The following is a 20,357-nucleotide window of genomic DNA, read 5'->3' as shown; positions in this document are numbered from 1 at the left end:
CTTTCACTATGAGGTATGTCAAAATTGGATGCTAACTATCCAGGACCTTAATTAAGAGCTATGTTCGAATTATAGGACTTAAGTCTAAATGTTTATGGAAGATTTATTAATAGTTTCTAATGCTGATTTAATATGGGTAAAGCGTTATGTGGAAAATGTTGTGATTCCTCTTGGTTTATCTGTTAAAATAGTTTCAACTTACAATATAAAATATAGTCAATTTTATAAAGAATGTGGAATAGATGTTGAAACACTTATTCAAGGGAAATACTACCAAAATATCCCTTACATAAGGATGAAGTTTGCTAACAGAAAACTTAGAAATATTTTATTAAGTACAAGAGCTAATTTTGTGAATTTCTTTTTTGTGTCAGATAACATTATAGATATATTATCTGATATAAATTTAAGAAGCAATATAATATTAACATATTTAGGAAGTGATTTGCTGAGAAGATGTAAAAAGTACCATAAAAAGGAATTGTGTGCAATGACAAAATCGTCCAATATAATTGTTATGACGGAAGATATGTTTGATGTTGTTTCAAAAGATAGCAAGATGCTAACTGAAAAAATATCTGTTATAGATATGGGAGTAAGTGCTATTAATGAAATAGATAATCTTCGGGATAATAATGTAAGTTGTAAACTAAAAATTCTTGGAAGAGACAATATAAATAAAAAGATTGTAACAATTGGCTATAATGCTATTCCTCAGCAACAACATATTAAAGTAATTGAATCCTTAATGAAGTTAGATGTTGTTGATAAACAAAAGATACATCTAATAGTCCCTCTTACATATGGAAGGAAAGATATACAGTATATTGAAAATGTTAAGGTCATTCTTTCTAAGAGCGGTTTTACATATACTATTTTAGAACAATTCATGAATGATAAAGAAATCGCGGAATTATGTTTGGCAACTGATTATTTTATAAATGCTCAGACAACAGATGCATTTTCGTCTTCTATGATAGAGCATTTATACTCTAATTCAGTTGTTATAAATGCATCCTGGTTAAGCTATAAACCATTAATTGTAATGGGTATTGATTGTGCGACTTTTCACGATTTTAATGAACTTCCCAATTTGATTTTTAAATTAGAAAAGACTGATATAGATATAAATATACTAAAAGAATATTGCAGTTGGGATACGTGTATGAATAAATGGAAGAAAATTTATAACAATGAATGGTAATTTGTTTTTTTGCGATAAGTTTAGTAGACAGAATCGTGTTCCTTTAAGTTTAATGTATATTACCAATCATCCAGAAATTGCAAAGATTGCAGAAAAATCTGGTGTAGACAGAATATGGATTGATCTTGAAACGATAGGTAAGGAGCAGCGTCAGTTCAATATGAATACAGTAAAGTCTGACCATGTCCTTTCCGATATACCGATAATTAGAAATGTCCTTTCTAAATCAAAATTACTTGTAAGAATTAATCCATTATATGATGGTTCGAAAAAAGAAATAGATAAAGTAGTAGATGGAGGAGCTGATATTATCATGTTGCCGTGGTTTCACACTCAAGATGAAGCTAAAAAATTTGTCGATTTAGTTGATGGTCGTGCAAAAACTATATTACTAGTAGAAACCACTAATGCAGAGAAAAATATAAAAGAAATATTAGCAACCTCAGGAGCAGATGAAATACATATTGGATTGAATGATTTACATTTGGAGTACAAAATGACTTTTATGTTTGAATTATTAATAAATGGTGCTATAGATAGGATGCTCAAAATTATTCATGATTCCTCTCAAATACATTATGGATTTGGAGGAATAGCTCGTTTGGATGAGGGGATGCTACCTGCAAGATTGATAATAGCGGAACATTATAGGATGGGAAGCCAAATGGCAATATTATCTAGAAGTTTTTATGATTCATGGGTATCACAAGATATAGATGAGATAGAAGCTGTGTTTAGACACGGCGTAAGCGAGATAAGGGAGTATGAAGAAAGATTAAAAGAAAAGGAAGATTCTTTTTTTATCGAAAATCACAATAAAGTGGTAAATATTGTTAAAGAAATAGTGAATCGGAAAAGAGCAAAATAATGAATACTTTATATAATAGTGATAAACTTCTTCAGTATGAAGTCTTATCAAAATTAACAGAATATTACGGAGATGCTTTTTATGTGCTTCATAAAGAACAATTTGTAAATAATTTTAACGAGTTGAAAAATGTGTTTCAAGATTATTATCCCCAATTTAATATAGCTTATTCCTATAAGACTAATTATATTCCACGTTTATGTCAAATAATAAATGAATTAGGTGGTCTTGCTGAGGTTGTTTCAGATATGGAGATGCAGCTAGCGCTAAAAATAGGTGTGCCTCCATGCAATATCATATTCAATGGACCTTATAAATCACCTGCCGCAGTTGAAAAATTATTATTACTAGGTGGTGTTGTTAATATTGATTCTATTGAGGAAATTGATGTTTTAAATAAAATATTGACTAATAATCCACAAACAGTTCTTAATGTTGGTATTAGAGTTAATTTCGCTATTAATGATAATGTGTTGTCTCGATTCGGATTTGATATTGATACTGTTGAGTTCAAGAAGGCGTTATATTTCTTAACAAATACAGATGGTATACATTTTACTGGATTTCATGTACATATAGCAGCAAGATCTCTTGAGACATGGAGACCACGAGCTGAAGGAATGTTAAAATTGATTCAAGAGTTAAATATCAAACCTGAAAGAATTGACATTGGTGGTGGATTATTTGGCAAGATGTCAGATGATTTCAAGGGACAATTTACAGATTATATTCCAACATATAGTGAATATGCCAAAGAAGTAGCAACTGTATTTGCAGATTTTTATTCAAGTGTTACCAATGATGAGAAGCCTCTATTGCTGATTGAACCGGGAAGTGCCCTTGTTGGGGATTGTATGTCTATCATTAGCAGAGTTAAAAGTGTTAAAACCGTACAATCTCAAAGTATTGCAACACTTTTATGTAGCTGTTATAATATCAATGTTGGAACTAAAAATCCTCCTTTAACGATTGTTCCTTGCGATAGTAAAAATCGAAAAGAGTATTCGAATTTAAATTTTGCCGGTTTTACATGCATTGAGTCAGACTATTTATATAAAAATTATTCTGGTAAACTTGCAGTAGGAGATTATGTTATAATTAGTAATATAGGATCATATTCAATAGTTTTTAAACCACCATTTATCCTTCCAAATTTTCCAGTTATTGCGTTTGATGATAGTTGTGAAGAAGGTATTGATTTGATTAAGAGACAAGAAACTTTTTCAGATGTTTTTCAAACTTATAAGTTTTAATGAAGTTATGGCAAAGTATAGTGTTGAGAATAGATTGATATGGCTTAATGGAGAAATTGTTCATGTAAATGATGCTAGAATAAATGTATTATCTCCTACATCACAATTTGGATTAAATGTTTTTGAAGGTATCCCTTGTTTTTGGAACGAAGAGAAAAGAGAACTATATGCGTTTCGGTTAAATGATCATTATGTAAGACTGATGAGGTCGGCTAGATTATTGCATATTAATTGCTCTTATTCGATAAATGAAATATCTAGAGCTTTAAAGGATGTAATAAAGGCTAATGAATATCAGGAGGATTTATCGGTAAGGCAAACTTTGTTCGTTGAAGGTTTTGGTTCATGGGCGTCGAAAGAACCAACGGGGATGTTTGTTGCTCCGATTCCTAAAAAAATGACGTCGTTAGAATATAATAAAATAGGATTGAATTGTTGTACAAGTTCATGGAGAAGAATAAATGATGTTTCACTTTCTCCAAGAATTAAGTGTGGAGCGAACTATATTAATAGTCGAATGGCTCAATTGGAGGCTTTAAGAAATGGATATGATACAGCTATATTGATGAATGAATTTGGTAAGATTGCGGAGGGACCAGGATCTTGCTTTTTTTTAATTAGAGATAATAAGCTTGTTACCCCTTTAATTACGGATTCTGTCCTTGAAAGTATAACGAGAGATACTGTTATACAAATAGCAAAGGAAATGGGGATTTGTGTTGAGGAACGAACAATAGAAAGAACCGAATTGTACATGTGTGACGGTGCTTTCCTTTGTGGTTCTTCTATGGGGATAACTCCAATTTATAGTATTGACAAATGTGGAATTAATGGAGATTCTGATATAATAAAGGAAATACATAAGAAATATTTTTCTATTGTTAGGGGTACTGGAGAACATAGAGAATGGCTCACTGTTGTTAACTCTAAATATTAGTCAATTAAATTATTATCATGAGAACATTTGGTTTTACTGTGATATTAGGTAAATCTTACAATTGTAATAATATATCTGCTGATTCGATTATTACGTATGACGATATAAGATGTTTTAAACATATGATTGATAAATTTGAAAAAGATAAAGTGTTTTCGAATGATAATAATTATATTGTTATTGTTGATGGTGTAATTCTTAATAAGAATGTTTTAATTACGAGGATGGGAGGAAATACTTGGCTTGATACAATAATAAAACTTTATATAGAAAAAGGGGAGTTGTTTTTTGATGAATTTAGAGGGTCTTTTTGCGGATTATTGTATGATAAGTCTAGTAATAAAACCATTATTTTCTCTGATCATATCGGTACTAAATATATATATTATTCTCAATTGGAAAATGTAATTATATTTTCAACAATTATTGATTTTATATATGGCTTTCTAAAGCTTAATAATGTAAAATATAATCTATCAGTGGAATCTGCTTATTTGTTACTTACATATGGGTTTATGTTAGAAGGACGTACCTTGTGTGATAAAGTATTTAAACTTAAACCAGGATATTATCTTTTAGTACAAGATGGGAAAATTTCAGAAAAAAGATATTGTTTATTGAATAATGAGCCGGATTATTCAATGTCTGAAAATGAAGCTATTGAGTTGTGTGATTCAGAATTTAGAAGAGTAATAATATCACAATTCGAAAAAGATAAAGAATATGGATACAAACATTTAGTTGCATTAAGCGGTGGATTAGATTCTAGAATGACATCATGGGTAGCTCACGAACTAGGATATGCAGAACAATTAAATTATACTTTCTCCCAAAGCGACTATTTGGATGAATCCGTGCCAAAACAAATTGCACGGGATTTAAAACATGAATGGATTTTTAAATTTCTAGATAATGGATTGTGGCTGAAAGATATAGAAAATATCACAAAAATTACAGGTGGTAATGTGTTGTATTATGGTTTAGCGCATAATGGAAGCTTTTTAGAGAATTTGAATCTAGAGAAGTATGGTATTATTCATTCAGGACAATTGGGAGATGTAATTTTTGGAACCTGGTATGAATCGCCCAATCCTCAAGCCCAGTTCCATTTAGGGAATGGAGCATATTCTTGTACCTATTTAGATAAAATTAGTAATATATCAATTGAGAAATTTGATAATCAAGAAATTTCTAAATTTTATCATAGGGGATTTTGTGGTACTAATAATGGACAATTAATAGATATGATTTATTCAGAAACTTGCTCTCCATTTATGGATTGGGATTTAATGAATAAAGTTTTACACATCCCTGCAAATTATAGATATAATCATAAACTATATAAGAAATGGATTATAACTAAGTATCCTAAGGCTGCAGATTATATATGGGAAACTATAAAAGCTTCTATTAAAGAACCAATGATTAATATTGCTAACCGTCGTATACCTATTAGGATACTTCCAGGGAAAATATTTGATTTATTAAAAAATAAAATAGGAAAGCAACCAACCAATAAGCATATGAACCCTATCGGGTATTATTTTGCATCTAACAAAGATTTAGAAGTATTTATAAATAATATACTATGTCAATATGGTTTAATTAATGATATAGAATTGGCGAATGTTATAAGAAAAATTGTTATATCGGGGACGCCTATAGAGAAGATACAGGCATCATCGCTCATGTGTGCTATAAAAATGTATTTTTCATAAGAAGATATAAATGGTAGAGATACAATCATCTAAAGATTTGAAAACAGCAACAATTGTGGGAGGTGTGAAATGGACAACATTTTCAATGATAGTTTCTTCCCTAGTACAAATTTTAAAGATAGTAGTACTTACTAGATTTTTGTCTACAGAGGATTATGGGCTTATGGCAATCATACTTCTCGTTTTAGGGTTTACTAGTTTGTTTTCAGAGTTAGGAATGGGAGTAGCTCTTATGCATAAGCAAAATGTTACACAAAATGATTTCTCTAGCTTATATTGGAGTTTCTCATTACTCTCTATTGTATTATATATAATATTATGTTTGTGTACACCATTAGTGGCTCAGTATTATGCACAACCAATTTTGAACAAATTAATACCTTTGATGGGATTAGAATTAGTCATAGTTGCTTCTGGTAAGTTATATGGTACTCTACGAGAAAAATGTTTTGATTTTCGTTTTATGTCCATTCTTACAAGCATAGCAGTGATAACTTCACTTATTATATCTGTTGTGTTGGCCATAACCGGATTTGGGGTATATAGTCTTATTTATTCAGCTCTTTTACAATCCGCAATATTGCATATTGGTAGTCTAATAACAACTTTTAAAAAAGCCCCATTACTTTTTCATTTTTCTTTTCAAGAGGTAAAACCTTTCTTGAAGATAGGACTTTATCAGTCAGGGGCTGGTATTTTGGATTATTTTTCAGGTAAATTTGATATTCTTCTTATCGGAAGACTATTTGGAATGGAAACATTAGGTATTTATAGTTTGGCTAAGGATTTGATTATTAGGTTGTTCTCTTTGGTGAATTCTGTTGTTAATAGAGTTGCATTTCCAACTTTTGCAAAAATGCAAGACAATAGAGATACTTTAATCATGTGGTTTGGTAGATTACAATCCGTTTTAGCATATATAATTTTTCCAATATATTGTTTTATCCTTTTGTATTCGCACTCTATTGTATTGATATTATATGATGAATCATTTGTAGGAGTAGCTAATTTATTATCTTTATTGACTATATATGGGGCTTTCGCATCTTTAGTGAATTTTTCTTCGGTTATTACAGGTGCATTAGGACGAACTGATATGTCTTTTATATGGACAATTATTCAATTTGTAATTATGCCTATATGCGTTTATTTATCAAGTCAATTCTCAATAGTTATATTAAGTATAACAGTTTCATGTTTATCAGTAGTTAATCTTATTTTATATTGGCGACTAATATTTAAGAAAATAGTAGATGTTTCTTTATCAAAATACATATATCCACTAACAAAACCTTTTATTATTACAATAATAACAGGTTTTGTTTTATCAATTGTATCATATTTTTGTCATGTAACTATTCCTATATTAAAATTGTTGATTTATGGCTCTGTTTTTTGCATAGTTTATGTGATTAATCTATTTATATTTGATAAAAATAGCTTCTATTCTATTTTGAAGTTGTTAAATCGTAAAGCTGGATAAATATTTATTTTGTTGAAAGCACGATGATTTATATTTGTATCGTTGTATCGTTAATATTCTGTATTGTAAAATACGATATATATTCTTCTAGTCAATATAAGAATACTGTTTTCAAAGTAGTATTCTTTGTTTTATGGTTTCTTGCTGCTTTTAGATATAGGATTGGGAATGATACGGCTGATTACATGTATGAATACACGCATTCTTTAGCTATTTCTGATTGCTCTTGGGAAGATATATTAGGTAATATTAATAGGCGTCCTGGATGGAATATCTTAATTGGAGTATGTAAACAGATAGGAAGTGATTATGTGATATTTCAGTTGTTTCATTCGACTTTTATTAATTATTCTATATATCATTTTATAAAAAGATATTCTAAGATGATATATGTAAGTGCTTTTATCTATTTCGTTTTGTTTTATGCTAATTTGTGTTTTGATGCTATGAGAGAAGCTTTGGCTGTTGCAGTTTTTTTATGGTCTATAAATTCATTTACTAAGAATAAATGGGTGAAGTATTATTTTATTGCATGCATTGCATCATTGTTTCATATTAGCTCTATAATCATATTTATATTACCATTAGTTAAGATCTTGAAACCTACTAAAACTTTACTGATTTGTTCTTTTGTTATCTTTTGCGTACTATTATCTTTATATCCATTTATTAATGAATACCTATTATATTTACAAATTTGGGGAAATGTTGGTGATTTTGGCTCTAAAGCAACAAATTATCTTTCTAATGAAAACTATCAATTTAGTGGTACAATATTGTCGATTATAAAGGCTTTAATTTCAGGTGTTTTGGTGTCTCTGTTTTTTGTTTATTATTACTGCATGAGGAGAAATGATAGCTATGATTGGATAATACAAATAAATTTAGTTTATATTTTGTTGAATATATTAAATGTGGGTGCTCCGTTGTTCTATCGTTTCCAAAGTTATTTGTGTATAATATATGTCATACTAATATCAAATTGCTGTTATTATTTATTGTATGAGAAAAAACTATGTTTATTAACTAGGCAGTTTTCAATATTTGTAGTTTTAATATGTATATCATATTATCCAATAAAGCGATATTTTATGCCATTCCCACCTAAGCCTGAAATTTTGAATTATCGCTTATACAGTCCATATAGTACAGTCTTTTTTAAAGATGTAGATATGGTTAGAGAATCAATGAGGGACCATCCAGAAATTAAGTAATTGAATATAAATATGAAATCTATTCTTGTATTATTAATTGGTGATATTAAGTACGATGGAAGAGTACAAAAAGAAATTTATACACTTCAAAAAGCTGGCCATCATGTTACGTTAGTTGTATCTTCTTTTAATACGAATGACAGTCTTGATAATTATGATTTTGATATAATTGAGTTAAGAAGTGAATATAGTTCCTTTGCTATAGGAAGACTGTTTAGTGCTATATCATATTATAGGCAAATACATAAGATAATAAAAACTGTATCTCCCAATATTATACATTGTAACGACTTGAATACATTGTTGTATATTGGCGGAATATCAAGGAGTATAGAGGTTGTGTATGATGCGCATGAGTTATATTTAGAAGGAAGGACTGGATTAATAAAATGGTTTTGGGATAAAGTTGAAAAAACTTTAATTTACAGAACTAAAGCTGTTATTGTTCCTCAAATTGACCGTTTATATTATATGTCATTTCGTTACAAATTACCTATATATCATTATCATTTGGTTGAGAATTTTCCAATGAAAACAAATAATCTTACTAGGACATATTTTAAAGATGTATTTGGTCTTGATACTGGAAATAGAACAGTGATTAGTTATATTGGAGCTATTACAAAAGAGCGAGAGTTGTTACCATTGATTGAATCTATGACTTTGATAGATAATGCGGTTTTATTTATAATAGGTAAAGGGAATAAAGAATATGAATTGCAACTTAATAATTTTATAGAAAAAAATAAGTTACAAGACATAGTTAAAATTTATCCTCCTATTCCTCATAATGAAGTTTTATACGCAATTAATTCTTCGCATATTGGTGTATGTTTTTATAATGACAAAAATTTTAATTCTTATTTCTGTGCTAGTAATAAGTTGTATGAATATTTAGATTTAGGTGTTAAAGTTTTAACTAATTATACAGCAGGTGTAGCGCATGTTGTACATAATGGAGAAAATGGATATTGTTGTAGAATAATAAATAAAGAAAATATAGCTGAAGGATTGAAGGTTTTGCTTAATATGCAATCCATTGTTAGAGCAAATTATTATTGGGAAAATCAAGTAAATACTTTTTTGAAAATATACGAATAGCATTTGGGGGATGATTAATTTCAATTATGCCCATTAAATGAATTATAATGCAAGTTTAAGGATAGAACTTAATTTGAGATTTAGAATTATGGCATTACAGAATTGTTGTAAAATAGAACTTTGGGGAACATATCCTCCTCCTATTGGTGGAGTTTCGATACATGTATATAGATTGATTCATAATCTGCATAAATTAGATTCTTCTATAATATTGCGCAATTTTGGGAACTCTCTTCCTGCTTCGAATGTTCCTTATGTGAAACAGGTGTCTTATAGATGGTTAGAATTTTTTCTTTTACTTTTTAGAAAGAAGAGAGTGATTCATTTACATTCAAATAATCTATTAGCATTTGCTTTGTTTATTTTATTGGGAAGAAGGCATAAGGTTGGTGTTACATTGCATAACCAAAATTTGATAAAAGAAACCTCTTTTATCAGAAAGAAAATTATTCAGAACTTTCTTCGAAAAGCGGATTTTGTTGTTTTGAATGATGATAATTATATGTTGAGATTATGTTCGCATTTTCATTGTTTAAAAAATAATTTTTATGTATTGCCTGCTTTTTTGCCTCCAGATGAATCTGAATATTTGGGATTGGGTGAGGATATACTGTCTTTTAGAAAACAGCATGTTTTTTTACTTTCAGCAAATGCTTATAAACTACGTTATGAAAATGGTATTGATATATATGGCTTTGATTTGTTGATACAATTAGTGAAATCATTGAAGGAAAAGGGTATAAATGTAGGACTTATATTTTGCTTACCTATGATTGGAGATATGGCATATTATCAAGAGTGCCTTTCTTTGATAAAAGAAATGAATATTGAAGATAATATTTTAATTGTTCAAAAAGAAATTCCTAATGGATTTGAAGTTTGGAAGTTGTCGGATTTGTTTATTAGGCCTACATTTACTGATATAGAAGGTATTTCGGTTAAGGAAGCCTTGTATTGTGGTACTCCAGCTATTGCAAGTGATGTTTGTAAGAGGCCTAATGAAACTATTTTATTCAAAAATAGAAATTATAGAGATTTAGAAGAAAAAGTGTTGAATTTTTATAATAGTTATACTGTCTCTCGAAAGAAAAATCTAATTATTGATAATCAAACTGTTGAATGTTTATTGAGAATATATGAAAAATGTAAATACATATTGTGAAATTAGACGTAATTATATTTCTTGCGAAAATAATTTTGATTTGATTAGGCTTTTAGCTGCATTACAAGTATTGTTGGGACATGGAATAAATCATTTACAAATACTAGGGTATGAGCATATATTGAATGCTATATCTTTCTTTCCTGGAGTTATAATATTTTTTGTGATAAGTGGTTTCTTGATAACTCGTTCATATATTACAAAGAAATATCAAAAAAATAGGGGGGGATAGTGCAATATTGCAATATATTAAAAATAGATGTTTTCGGATTTTTCCAGCATTGTGGTTTGCATTTATCCTAGCAGTAGTTTTATTGTTGTATTTTGGAATTATTCATTTCTCTTCTTTTTTTAATTTTGATTTGTGGAAATGGATTTTAGGTCAAATAACAATATTTCAATATTATACACCTGATGTTCTGAGGAGTTTTGGAGTTGGTACTCCGAACGGTAGTTTATGGACGATTCCTGTGGAACTGGAATTTTATATTTTACTACCTTTATTTTTTCTTTTCCTTAAGAGCATTTCAATAAATACGAAATTTCTGGTATTGTTCTTGTTCTCTGTTATGTTCAATTTTTTGTGGACAAATGACAGTAAGAGTGAGGAAAGTATATTAGATAAACTTATTGGAGTTTCGGTTTTTCCATATTTATATGCTTTTCTTTTTGGAGGGATGATGTATTTGAATTGGGATAAAATAAAATTTTTTGTTGAGGGGAAGGTGGGCTATTGGTGCTTAACTTATTGTGTATATTGTTATTTTTTTAATATATCACCTGGCTATCATTTAGAAGATGGGACTACTTTGTTTGCAAATTTATTGTTAGGTGTATTAACGATTAGTGCAGCTTTTTCAGTAACGTCATTAGCTAAAATCTTACATGGTAATGATATTTCGTATGGTATATATATTTATCATATGCTGGTGGTGAATGTATTTGTGCAAATGGGATTTGTAGGTAGTATTTTTTATTTGTTATTAGTATTAGTTGTAACAGTTATTATATCAACTATTTCTTGGGAATTTATAGAGAAGAAAGCATTATTATTGAAATATAAATCATGAAACAAATCATTCAAGATATGAAATCAGGGAGAACTGTACTTGAAGAAGTACCAGTTCCACAAGTAAGATCAGGCTATGTTTTAGTTAAAACATCCTGTTCTTTAGTGTCTTTAGGTACAGAACGTATGCTTGTTGAGTTCGGAAAGGCAAATTTAATAGATAAAGCTCGTCAACAGCCGGATAAGGTAAAGCAAGTGCTTGACAAAATAAAGACGGATGGGCTACAGCCTACATTAGAAGCAGTTTTTAATAAATTGGGTCAACCATTGCCTTTGGGGTATTGTAATTCCGGTGTGGTGGTTGCTGTAGGAAACGGGGTTACAGAATTTAAAGTGGGTGATCGCGTAGCATCTAATGGACAACATGCCGAGTATGTTTGTGTCCCTAAAAATTTGGTAGCTAAAATACCAGATAATGTTTCAAATGAAGAAGCAGCTTTTACTGTAATCGGTTCTATTGGTTTACAAGGTATTCGTTTGCTGAATCCGCAGTTGGGAGAGACTGTTGTTGTGGTTGGATTGGGTTTGATTGGATTAATAGCGGCTCAGTTGTTGAAAGCAAATGGATGCAAGGTGATAGGTATTGATTTTGATGAAGAAAAAGTAGAATTGGCTCGCACTAAGGGAGTGATAGGTATAAATCCTGCAAAAGGCACTGATCCTGTAAAGTATGTACTTGAAGAAACGGCTTCACATGGAGCTGATGCTGTACTGATAACAGCTTCGACTAAAACAGATGAAGTGATTCATCAAGTTGCTGAGATGTCAAGAAAAAGAGGACGTATCGTTCTTGTTGGTGTGATAGGGTTGGATATTCGGAGAGATGATTTTTATAAAAAAGAATTGTCATTTCAAGTTTCTTGTTCATACGGTCCGGGACGTTATGATGAAGATTATGAAAACAAAGGAATAGATTATCCGTTGCCTTTTGTGCGTTGGACTGAAAAAAGAAACTTTGAAACAATTTTACAGGCAATATCCATGGGGAATATTGATGTGAAATCATTGATCACAGAAGAAGTTGACTTGAACGATTATGAAAAGATATACGGAGACATGCGTAAACATGGTTCCATAGCTTCCATCTTGAAATATCCTGTTGATGCAAAGCAAAATACGGTAGTTGATGTTACTTCTGCTAAATTCTCTGCAACAAAGGGACAGATAGGTATTATTGGTGCTGGAAATTTCACATCGGCAACCATGCTTCCTGCTTTGATGAAAGCCGGAGCACATATCCGATATATTGCAAGTGCGCAAGGGCTGTCAGCTAAAGTTTTAGCCCGAAAGGCAGGTGCGATGAAGGCTACTTCTGATTACAAGGAAATGTTGAAGGATGAGGCGGTAGATTTGGTAATGATTACCACTCGGCATAATCTTCATGCTTCAATGGTATTGGATACATTACGAGCCGGAAAGCATGTATTTGTGGAAAAACCTTTGTGTCTCAATCAGATGGAATTGGATGAGATAACAGAAACTTACAAAGAGGCACAAAAGAAAGGAATAACATTGACGGTGGGATACAATCGGCGCTTTTCACCCTTTGCAGTGAAAATGAAACAACTTGCAGGAGATGGAGTGAAGAATATAGTCGCAACGATGAATGCAGGATTTATTCCACCTGAAGTATGGGTGCATGATTTGAAAGTAGGAGGCGGGCGCATCATTGGCGAAGCCTGCCATTTTATTGACTTGTGTTCGTTCTTTACAGGATGTAAGGTCGTTTCAGTATGTATGAATGCAATGGGGGAAAATCCGGAAGAGAATACGGATAACGCAAGCATTCTGTTAAGATATGAAGATGGCTCGAATGCTGTGATAAACTATTTTGCCAATGGAAGTAAATCCTATTCGAAAGAAAGAGTGGAAATCTATACGCAGGAAAAGACATTGGTCCTTGATAATTGGAGAGAATTAAAGGGATACGGTTGCAAGGGATTTTCTAAAATGAAGAAGGGCATGGATAAAGGACATACGACCCAATTCGCTTTATTGAATGATAGAATGATAAGGGGGGGGGAGGCTTTGATTCCGTTTGATTCCATTGCCAATACAACTAAAGCATCGTTTGCTTGCATTGATAGCTTGAAACAGAACAAGTGGATTGAAGTAGAATAATTCAGTGTCCTTTTATGAATAAATATCTTCTTTATTTTCAGTTACTGCGTAACATGGGGATGAAGTACTTTGCGTTTCGTGTTCAGTATGAAATACGTCGTAAGGGGGGAATGTTGAAGAAAGTGTATCCGGTTTCTTTGGAGAATAAGAAGTACTTGTCATTGGTTGAGTGGAGAAGTCATGCAATGCCTTTTTTCTTTTCAAATAGAGATAATGTAAGATCCACTAACACTGATATCACTTTGCTTTCAGAAAAGGTGAATCGTATGTTATGTGGTGAATTTTGCTTTTTTTCATCCCATTGGTACAATCTTGGTATGGATTATGATTGGATGACAAATCCTGATACGAATTATAAATATGATTCTAAAGTGCATTGGACAGAAATAGAGGATATTGTAGCTGAAGCAGGAGATATAAAATATGTATGGGAAAAATCTCGTTTTTCTTTTCTTTATGATATAATCCGTTATGACCAAGAATCCGGGGAAAATCATGCGGCTTTTGTGTTTTCTCAAATTAAGGACTGGATTTATAAAAACCCATTGAATTGTGGGCCGAATTATAAATGTAGTCAGGAAATCTCTTTGCGTGTTTTGAATTGGGTATTTGCCCTTTATTATTATAAAGATTCGGCCGAATTGACAGAAGATATTTTCAAGTTAATCATTCAATCTGTTTATGGGCAGATGAAGCATGTACGTACAAATATAAACTTTTCTCGGATTGCTGTTCGTAATAATCATGCGATAACGGAAACATTGGCGTTGTATTTGGTCGGTATGCTGTTTCCTCAATTTCCGGAAGCTAAAGATTGGAAAAAGAATGGAAAGAGATGGTTTGAAGAGGAAATAAAATATCAGGTGGCAAAAGATGGCACTTATTTGCAGTTCAGTATGAACTATCATCGGGTGGTGGTTCAGCTTTTGACATGGGCCATTACGCTGGCAGATAGAAATGGGGAATTATTTTGTAAGGAAGTGTATGAACGTGCTTATCGGTCTGTGAATTTTTTGTATCAATGTCAAGATGATTCAACCGGTTGGTTGCCCAATTACGGTTCAAATGATGGAGCTTTGTTTTTTAAACTGAACGATTGCGATTATCGTGACTATCGCCCTCAACTGGATGCTTTGCATTATTTACTTACTTCCGAACATCTGTATGATTGCTCTTATGAAGATAAGGAATGGTATTTATGTGAGTGGAAGTCAAATCGACAAATGTATCCACCGATAAAAAAACAGTGGGGATGCATCTCTTTTGAGACGGGGGGATATTATTGTATTCGTGAAAAGGATACTTTTTCTTTTATCAGATGCGGAAAATATAAAGATCGGCCTGCGCATGCGGATAATTTGCATTTGGATATTTGGTATCAGGGAGAAAACTTGTTATTTGATGGAGGCAGTTACAAATATAATACAACAGAGAAGTTGCTTCGGTATTTTATGGGTACTGAATCTCATAATACAATAATGCTTGATGGACATGATCAGATGTTGAAAGGCTCCCGATTTATTTGGTATAATTGGTCGCAGGCAGAAGTAGGCTCATTGAAAGAGACAGAGGATGCTTACATATTCGAAGGGGCGGTTTCCTGTTTTACTTATCTGAATAAAAAAATGAAACATTATAGAAGAATTGTAAAATGGAAAAATGTATGTAGGTGGGAGATAGAGGATTATATGGATGGTAAGCCGAAAGGTATGAATATGCGCCAATTATGGCATACAAATAAGGACAACATTCGTTTGGAATCAAATGGTGAGACAGTTGATACAAAACAATTGTGTTCTGATTATTATGGACAAATGTCTGAGTGTAGACAGGTTGAATTTCAAACTAAAAATAATTCGATAATAACAACTCTTCAAATTATATAAATGAAAGTACTTTATTTCCATCAACATTTTACTATTCCCACTCAGGCAGGGGGAACGCGATCTTATGAATTGGCAAAGCATCTGATTGCCAAAGGCCATTCTGTTTGTATGGTTTGTGGAGAAACTGCAAAGTTGGATTTGCCGAAAACGAAGATGAAAAATGTCCATAGGGGAATGGTGGACGGTATAGATGTGATTCAGATAGCTCTGCCATATTCTAATAAAGATGGTATTGCCAAAAGGGCATGGACTTTTGTGAAATTTGGATGGAAGGGTATTCAAATAGCATTGAAAGAAGATTATGATTTGTTGTTTGCCACTTCCACTCCTTTGACTGCCGGTGTGCCGGGCATAGTGATGAAGTTGTTCCGGAAAAAGAAATTTATCTTTGAAGTTCGTGATTTGTGGCCTGAATTGCCTAAGGCTTTGGGGATGAAGAATCCTTTCTTGCTGTGGGGAATGAGTGTTTTAGAGTGGCTAAGTTATCATTGTGCGGATGCATGCGTGGGCCTTTCTCCCGGAATTTGTGAAGGAATTAAAAGAAGAAGCCAATTAGGTAAGCGTATTGCTATGATACCTAACGGTTGTGACTTGGAAATATTCAAGCCGTCTTCACGTGTGAATCTTTCGTTAGAAGGAATTTCTGCTACGGATAAAGTAGCTGTGTTTACAGGTGCGCATGGTATTGCCAATGGTTTGGATGCTGTGTTGGATGCTGCTTCTGTATTGAAGAAAAAGGGGAGAAAGGATATTGTTTTGGCTTTTATTGGTGATGGTAAAATGAAACCACATTTGATGAAACGGGCTCAAATGGAGCAATTGGATAATTGCCGCTTTTATGATCCGATGCCTAAGAAAGAATTAAATAAAATAGTAGCATCAGCAGATTTGGGTCTGATGGTATTATCTGATGTTCCGGCATTTTATTATGGAACTTCACCAAATAAATTTTTTGATTATATTTCTTCTGGATTAGCTGTACTCAATAATTATCCGGGGTGGCTTGCTGATATGATTCAAGAAAACAAGTTGGGTTTGGTTGTTGCTCCTAATAATGCAAATGCTTTTGCCGAAGGCTTGATGAAATTGATGGACAATGATACATACAGAGCTGAATGTGGGCAAAGGGCCAGGGTATTTGCTGAAACTAATTTTTCAAGAAAGTCATTAGCGAATAGGTTTGTTACATTTTTGGAAGAAGTGTCTTCATTGAAATAAAATATGTTTTTCTTTGTTTATGGGTGGCCTTATACCCTTAAATGAAAACCGGCGAATTAGTCGGTAAGCTGTCAAAAAATGGCTATTAATAGAAAGGAATATCTTCGCAGCCAACCAATTTATAGAATTATGTATAGGTATCCTATAACATCTTTCAAAAGGTTATGTCCTAAATAGAGTGTTTACATAATCAATAAATATGTATAAATTCTTTTTTAAGAGGATGATTGACTTCATTCTCGTGTTTGTAGTGTTGGCTATTACTTGGCCAATACTGTTGTTAATTACCGTATGGCTTCATTTTGCCAATAAGGGAGCCGGTGCATTTTTCTTACAGGAGCGTCCGGGTAAGAATGGTAAGATCTTCAAGGTAATTAAGTTCAAGACCATGACGGATGAGCGGGATGCGGATGGGAGATTGTTGCCTGACGCTGATCGGTTGACGAAGGTAGGGAAGTTTGTCCGTTCCACCTCGATCGACGAATTACCGCAATTGTTTAATGTATTGAAAGGAGATATGGCCTTGATAGGCCCGAGACCGTTATTGGTACAGTATCTACCTTTGTATAGTAAGGAACAGGCTCGTCGGCATGAGGTACGTCCTGGTATTACGGGTTGGGCACAGTGTAACGGCCGCAATGCGATCAGCTGGACGAGGAGGTTCGAGTTGGATGTTTGGTATGTGGATCATTGTTCGTTCCTGTTGGATCTGAGAATCTTATTCATCACCTTGAAAAAGGTCTTTGTGCGTGAAGGTATCTCACAAGAGGGACAGGCGACGATGGAGTTTTTTACAGGAAATAATTAAATCAAGATATGTATTTGTATGGCGCAAGTGGTCACGCTAAAGTGATCATCGACATTTTGTGTGCGCAAGGTTCGCAAGTGGAGGGATTGATTGATGACAACTCTGAGATAAGGGAACTTCATGGATACCCAGTCTTTCACGGGAGGTCTGATCTATTTCCTCTAATTATCAGTATAGGAGACAACCGTATTCGTCGCATGATTAGCTTGCGTTTGCAAGGGGCATTTGGAAAAGCCATTCATCCATCTGCGATCATATCTCCTTCGTCTATGATTGATGAGGGAACAGTTATCATGCAAGGTGTAGTTGTGCAAGTGGATGTACGAATAGGTAAGCATTGCATTATTAATACGGGAGCTTCTGTTGACCATGATTCAGTGATTGGGGATTATGTACATATCTCGCCCCATTCAACACTTTGTGGGAATGTAAAGGTCGGTGAAGGTACATGGATCGGAGCGGGAACAACCATAATTCCCGGTGTTACCATAGGGCGTTGGTGTGTGATTGGGGCCGGTTCTGTTATTACAAAAGATGTTCCAGACGGTATGTTGGCTTTGGGAAATAGATGTGAGGTCATGAAATCGTTGGATATAAATAAGTTAATAAATATTAACGGGGGGGTAGAGTACCTTATTGAACCTATACGATCGGCACTGGAGTGTGTCAGTTCAATATCCCAAAAAGAAAAAAGGAACATTCTCATTACATCCGCAGGGAAACGGGTTGCGTTGGTCAATATCTTTAAAGCGGCGTTGAACAGGCGTGATCGGGCATGGAAGGTCTTTACAACGGATATGAACCCGAAGATGGCTCCCGCCGGTATTGTTTCAGACAACTGCTTTAAAGTTCCTAGAGTGACAGATGAAGGCTACATGGATATATTGCTTACCCTCTGTATTGAGAACGGGATAGGCTTGGTGATACCTACCATAGACACGGAGTTGGTTTTGTTGGCGAAATATAAATCATTATTTGCGGAACATGGTATTATCGTGTCTGTTCCGGAAAGTTCTTTTGTGCAAACTTGCCGGGATAAAAGGAATACGGGGGAATATCTGACAAGATTGGGAATTCGTGTACCTGATCCGGTTGATAAACATCATCCTACATTTCCTTTGTTTGCGAAGCCATACGATGGTTCGCTGTCACAAGATCTGCATATTGTGAAAAGTGCGGAAGAACTTACTCCGGAAATATTGAATAATCCTAAATTGATCTTTATGGAGTATATAGACAAGAAGGAATACAAAGAGTTCACGGTGGATATGTACTATGGAAAAGATAACCGGGTGAAAGCAATCGTGCCAAGAGAGAGGATAGAGATTCGAGCCGGAGAAATCAATAAGGGACGGACTCGAAAGAATTTCTTGGTGGATTTTCTTAAGGAACGAATGAATTATTTGCCGGGGGTAATAGGATGTATCTGTATCCAACTCTTTTATAGAGAAACTGATAATGATGTGGTAGGGATAGAGATCAATCCCCGGTTTGGTGGGGGGTATCCCTTGTCTTATCATGCGAAAGCGGATTTCGCTGAGTATTTGCTCAAAGAGTATTATGAAGGGTATGAGATTGATTATACGGCTGATTGGTTGGATAACACGTTGATGCTACGTTATGATTCGGAAGTGATAACCTATGGATAAGGTTGTGGTTTTTGATTTGGATGATACACTCTACAAAGAGATTGATTATCTAAGATCCGCTTATCGGGAGATCGCTTTGTGGATAGAATCTTTCTTTGGTAAGAAGGATATTCTTCCTTTCATGCAGGAATGTTATAATCAAGATAAGGATGTTTTTGGAAGCCTTAACCTATGCTACGGATTGGATATTCCGATAGATATTTATTTGTATAAATATAGGACGCATATACCATCTATCGTGTTATCGGAAGAGGTGGAGAATATGTTATCGGTTCTTAAAAGGCAGGGATGTGTCATCGGTTTGATTACGGATGGCAGGAAAATTACTCAGTGGAATAAAATTCATAGTTTAGGGTTAGAACGATATATTGATAAAGAGGATTGTATCATATCCGAGGAGTTTGGCTATGCCAAACCCTCTCAAGAAGGATACTTGTATTTTCAGCATAAATATCCTCATGCGGAATATTATTATATAGGAGATAATGTGACAAAAGATTTTGTCGCTCCCAATCGGTTAGGGTGGACTACCGTGTGTTTGAAAGATGATGGTCGGAATGTCCATAAGCAGATGGAGGTTGTCGGAGAATTGAAGGCCAAATATATGATTGAAAATTGGAGTATGTTGATTGATCTAATAGTTTTTTTGATAAGTGATTAAAAATC

At 33.2% G+C, this 20,357-nt stretch carries 17 protein-coding genes and 1 pseudogene; all 18 read left to right on the top strand.

Translation table 11 applies throughout. The features are described from left to right. Window positions 1-94 precede the first annotated feature (94 nt). The 18 genes and pseudogenes from DWX33_RS10665 to DWX33_RS10590 all read left to right on the top strand — a co-directional run bounded on the left by DWX33_RS10665 (window position 95) and on the right by DWX33_RS10590 (window position 20,352). Window positions 95-1,204, top strand: a complete 1,110-nt coding sequence (locus DWX33_RS10665; RefSeq protein ID WP_147425509.1) for a hypothetical protein — start codon at window positions 95-97, stop codon at window positions 1,202-1,204. Next, the gene (locus DWX33_RS10660; RefSeq protein WP_122380371.1) at window positions 1,194-2,072 is read left to right on the top strand and encodes an aldolase/citrate lyase family protein; all 879 of its coding nucleotides are present in this window, start codon (window positions 1,194-1,196) and stop codon (window positions 2,070-2,072) included. Before DWX33_RS10665 ends, DWX33_RS10660 begins: the two co-directional genes overlap by 11 nt. Beyond that, window positions 2,072-3,325 (top strand): pyridoxal-dependent decarboxylase, encoded by a 1,254-nt coding sequence (locus DWX33_RS10655; protein ID WP_122380370.1) that lies wholly within the window; start codon window positions 2,072-2,074, stop codon window positions 3,323-3,325. The genes DWX33_RS10660 and DWX33_RS10655 overlap by 1 nt, the downstream gene beginning before the upstream one ends. Further along, window positions 3,300-4,262: a branched-chain-amino-acid transaminase gene (ilvE, locus tag DWX33_RS10650; protein ID WP_229033117.1), complete on the top strand. Its 963-nt coding sequence runs from the start codon at window positions 3,300-3,302 to the stop codon at window positions 4,260-4,262. Before DWX33_RS10655 ends, ilvE begins: the two co-directional genes overlap by 26 nt. A 17-nt stretch (window positions 4,263-4,279) precedes the next feature. Beyond that, on the top strand, window positions 4,280-5,980 hold the full coding sequence (locus tag DWX33_RS10645) for an asparagine synthase (protein ID WP_122380369.1): 1,701 nt from the start codon (window positions 4,280-4,282) through the stop codon (window positions 5,978-5,980). A 10-nt stretch (window positions 5,981-5,990) separates the two neighbouring features. Further along, entirely contained in the window at window positions 5,991-7,463 is a 1,473-nt protein-coding gene (locus DWX33_RS10640; RefSeq protein WP_122380368.1) for an MOP flippase family protein, read from the top strand. Window positions 7,464-7,486: 23 nt separating this feature from the next. Then, the gene (locus DWX33_RS10635; RefSeq protein WP_122380367.1) at window positions 7,487-8,677 is read left to right on the top strand and encodes an EpsG family protein; all 1,191 of its coding nucleotides are present in this window, start codon (window positions 7,487-7,489) and stop codon (window positions 8,675-8,677) included. Window positions 8,678-8,689: 12 nt separating this feature from the next. Beyond that, entirely contained in the window at window positions 8,690-9,778 is a 1,089-nt protein-coding gene (locus tag DWX33_RS10630) for a glycosyltransferase (protein WP_122380366.1), read from the top strand. 88 nt (window positions 9,779-9,866) lie between these two features. Continuing rightward, entirely contained in the window at window positions 9,867-10,940 is a 1,074-nt protein-coding gene (locus DWX33_RS10625; RefSeq protein WP_122380414.1) for a glycosyltransferase family 4 protein, read from the top strand. Then, window positions 10,915-11,172: an acyltransferase family protein gene (locus tag DWX33_RS23155; RefSeq protein WP_370450820.1), complete on the top strand. Its 258-nt coding sequence runs from the start codon at window positions 10,915-10,917 to the stop codon at window positions 11,170-11,172. Before DWX33_RS10625 ends, DWX33_RS23155 begins: the two co-directional genes overlap by 26 nt. Window positions 11,173-11,179: 7 nt before the next feature. Continuing rightward, window positions 11,180-12,010: an acyltransferase family protein gene (locus tag DWX33_RS10620; protein WP_158595301.1), complete on the top strand. Its 831-nt coding sequence runs from the start codon at window positions 11,180-11,182 to the stop codon at window positions 12,008-12,010. Continuing rightward, complete coding sequence (locus DWX33_RS10615) at window positions 12,007-14,130, top strand: bi-domain-containing oxidoreductase (RefSeq protein ID WP_122380364.1); 2,124 nt, start codon at window positions 12,007-12,009, stop codon at window positions 14,128-14,130. Before DWX33_RS10620 ends, DWX33_RS10615 begins: the two co-directional genes overlap by 4 nt. A gap of 14 nt (window positions 14,131-14,144) precedes the next feature. Next, window positions 14,145-16,016 (top strand): alginate lyase family protein, encoded by a 1,872-nt coding sequence (locus DWX33_RS10610; protein ID WP_122380363.1) that lies wholly within the window; start codon window positions 14,145-14,147, stop codon window positions 16,014-16,016. Further along, window positions 16,017-17,234, top strand: a complete 1,218-nt coding sequence (locus tag DWX33_RS10605) for a glycosyltransferase family 4 protein (RefSeq protein ID WP_122380362.1) — start codon at window positions 16,017-16,019, stop codon at window positions 17,232-17,234. A 199-nt stretch (window positions 17,235-17,433) separates the two neighbouring features. Next, window positions 17,434-18,042 (top strand): sugar transferase, encoded by a 609-nt coding sequence (locus DWX33_RS10600; RefSeq protein WP_122380361.1) that lies wholly within the window; start codon window positions 17,434-17,436, stop codon window positions 18,040-18,042. A gap of 8 nt (window positions 18,043-18,050) precedes the next feature. Beyond that, window positions 18,051-18,632 (top strand): annotated as a pseudogene (locus tag DWX33_RS22540) (acetyltransferase); the annotation flags it as partial. Continuing rightward, a complete protein-coding gene (locus DWX33_RS10595) occupies window positions 18,621-19,691 on the top strand; it encodes an ATP-grasp domain-containing protein (protein ID WP_122380413.1) in 1,071 nt (356 codons plus the stop codon). The pseudogene DWX33_RS22540 and the gene DWX33_RS10595, both read left to right, overlap by 12 nt. Continuing rightward, window positions 19,684-20,352, top strand: coding sequence for an HAD family hydrolase (locus DWX33_RS10590; protein ID WP_122380360.1), 669 nt, complete (start codon window positions 19,684-19,686; stop codon window positions 20,350-20,352). Before DWX33_RS10595 ends, DWX33_RS10590 begins: the two co-directional genes overlap by 8 nt. The last annotated feature ends 5 nt before the right edge of the window (window positions 20,353-20,357 follow it).

It is taken from the genome of Parabacteroides sp. AF19-14 (assembly GCF_003635485.1).
GTDB classification, from domain to species: domain Bacteria; phylum Bacteroidota; class Bacteroidia; order Bacteroidales; family Tannerellaceae; genus Parabacteroides; species Parabacteroides distasonis.
The sequence above is the reverse complement of the archived record's forward strand: the minus strand, read 5'-3'. Positions and strand labels throughout refer to the sequence as shown.

Excerpts from the sequence above, each read along its gene's own strand:
- DWX33_RS10665 (WP_147425509.1), top strand. The coding sequence starts at position 95 with ATGGAAGATTTATTAATAGTTTCTAATGCTGATTTAATATGGGTAAAG.
- DWX33_RS10660 (WP_122380371.1), top strand. The coding sequence starts at position 1,194 with ATGAATGGTAATTTGTTTTTTTGCGATAAGTTTAGTAGACAGAATCGT.
- DWX33_RS10655 (WP_122380370.1), top strand. The coding sequence starts at position 2,072 with ATGAATACTTTATATAATAGTGATAAACTTCTTCAGTATGAAGTCTTA.
- ilvE (WP_229033117.1), top strand. The coding sequence starts at position 3,300 with ATGTTTTTCAAACTTATAAGTTTTAATGAAGTTATGGCAAAGTATAGT.
- DWX33_RS10645 (WP_122380369.1), top strand. The coding sequence starts at position 4,280 with ATGAGAACATTTGGTTTTACTGTGATATTAGGTAAATCTTACAATTGT.
- DWX33_RS10640 (WP_122380368.1), top strand. The coding sequence starts at position 5,991 with ATGGTAGAGATACAATCATCTAAAGATTTGAAAACAGCAACAATTGTG.
- DWX33_RS10635 (WP_122380367.1), top strand. The coding sequence starts at position 7,487 with ATGATTTATATTTGTATCGTTGTATCGTTAATATTCTGTATTGTAAAA.
- DWX33_RS10630 (WP_122380366.1), top strand. The coding sequence starts at position 8,690 with ATGAAATCTATTCTTGTATTATTAATTGGTGATATTAAGTACGATGGA.
- DWX33_RS10625 (WP_122380414.1), top strand. The coding sequence starts at position 9,867 with ATGGCATTACAGAATTGTTGTAAAATAGAACTTTGGGGAACATATCCT.
- DWX33_RS23155 (WP_370450820.1), top strand. The coding sequence starts at position 10,915 with ATGAAAAATGTAAATACATATTGTGAAATTAGACGTAATTATATTTCT.
- DWX33_RS10615 (WP_122380364.1), top strand. The coding sequence starts at position 12,007 with ATGAAACAAATCATTCAAGATATGAAATCAGGGAGAACTGTACTTGAA.
- DWX33_RS10610 (WP_122380363.1), top strand. The coding sequence starts at position 14,145 with ATGAATAAATATCTTCTTTATTTTCAGTTACTGCGTAACATGGGGATG.
- DWX33_RS10605 (WP_122380362.1), top strand. The coding sequence starts at position 16,017 with ATGAAAGTACTTTATTTCCATCAACATTTTACTATTCCCACTCAGGCA.
- DWX33_RS10600 (WP_122380361.1), top strand. The coding sequence starts at position 17,434 with ATGTATAAATTCTTTTTTAAGAGGATGATTGACTTCATTCTCGTGTTT.
- DWX33_RS10595 (WP_122380413.1), top strand. The coding sequence starts at position 18,621 with ATGAAATCGTTGGATATAAATAAGTTAATAAATATTAACGGGGGGGTA.
- DWX33_RS10590 (WP_122380360.1), top strand. The coding sequence starts at position 19,684 with ATGGATAAGGTTGTGGTTTTTGATTTGGATGATACACTCTACAAAGAG.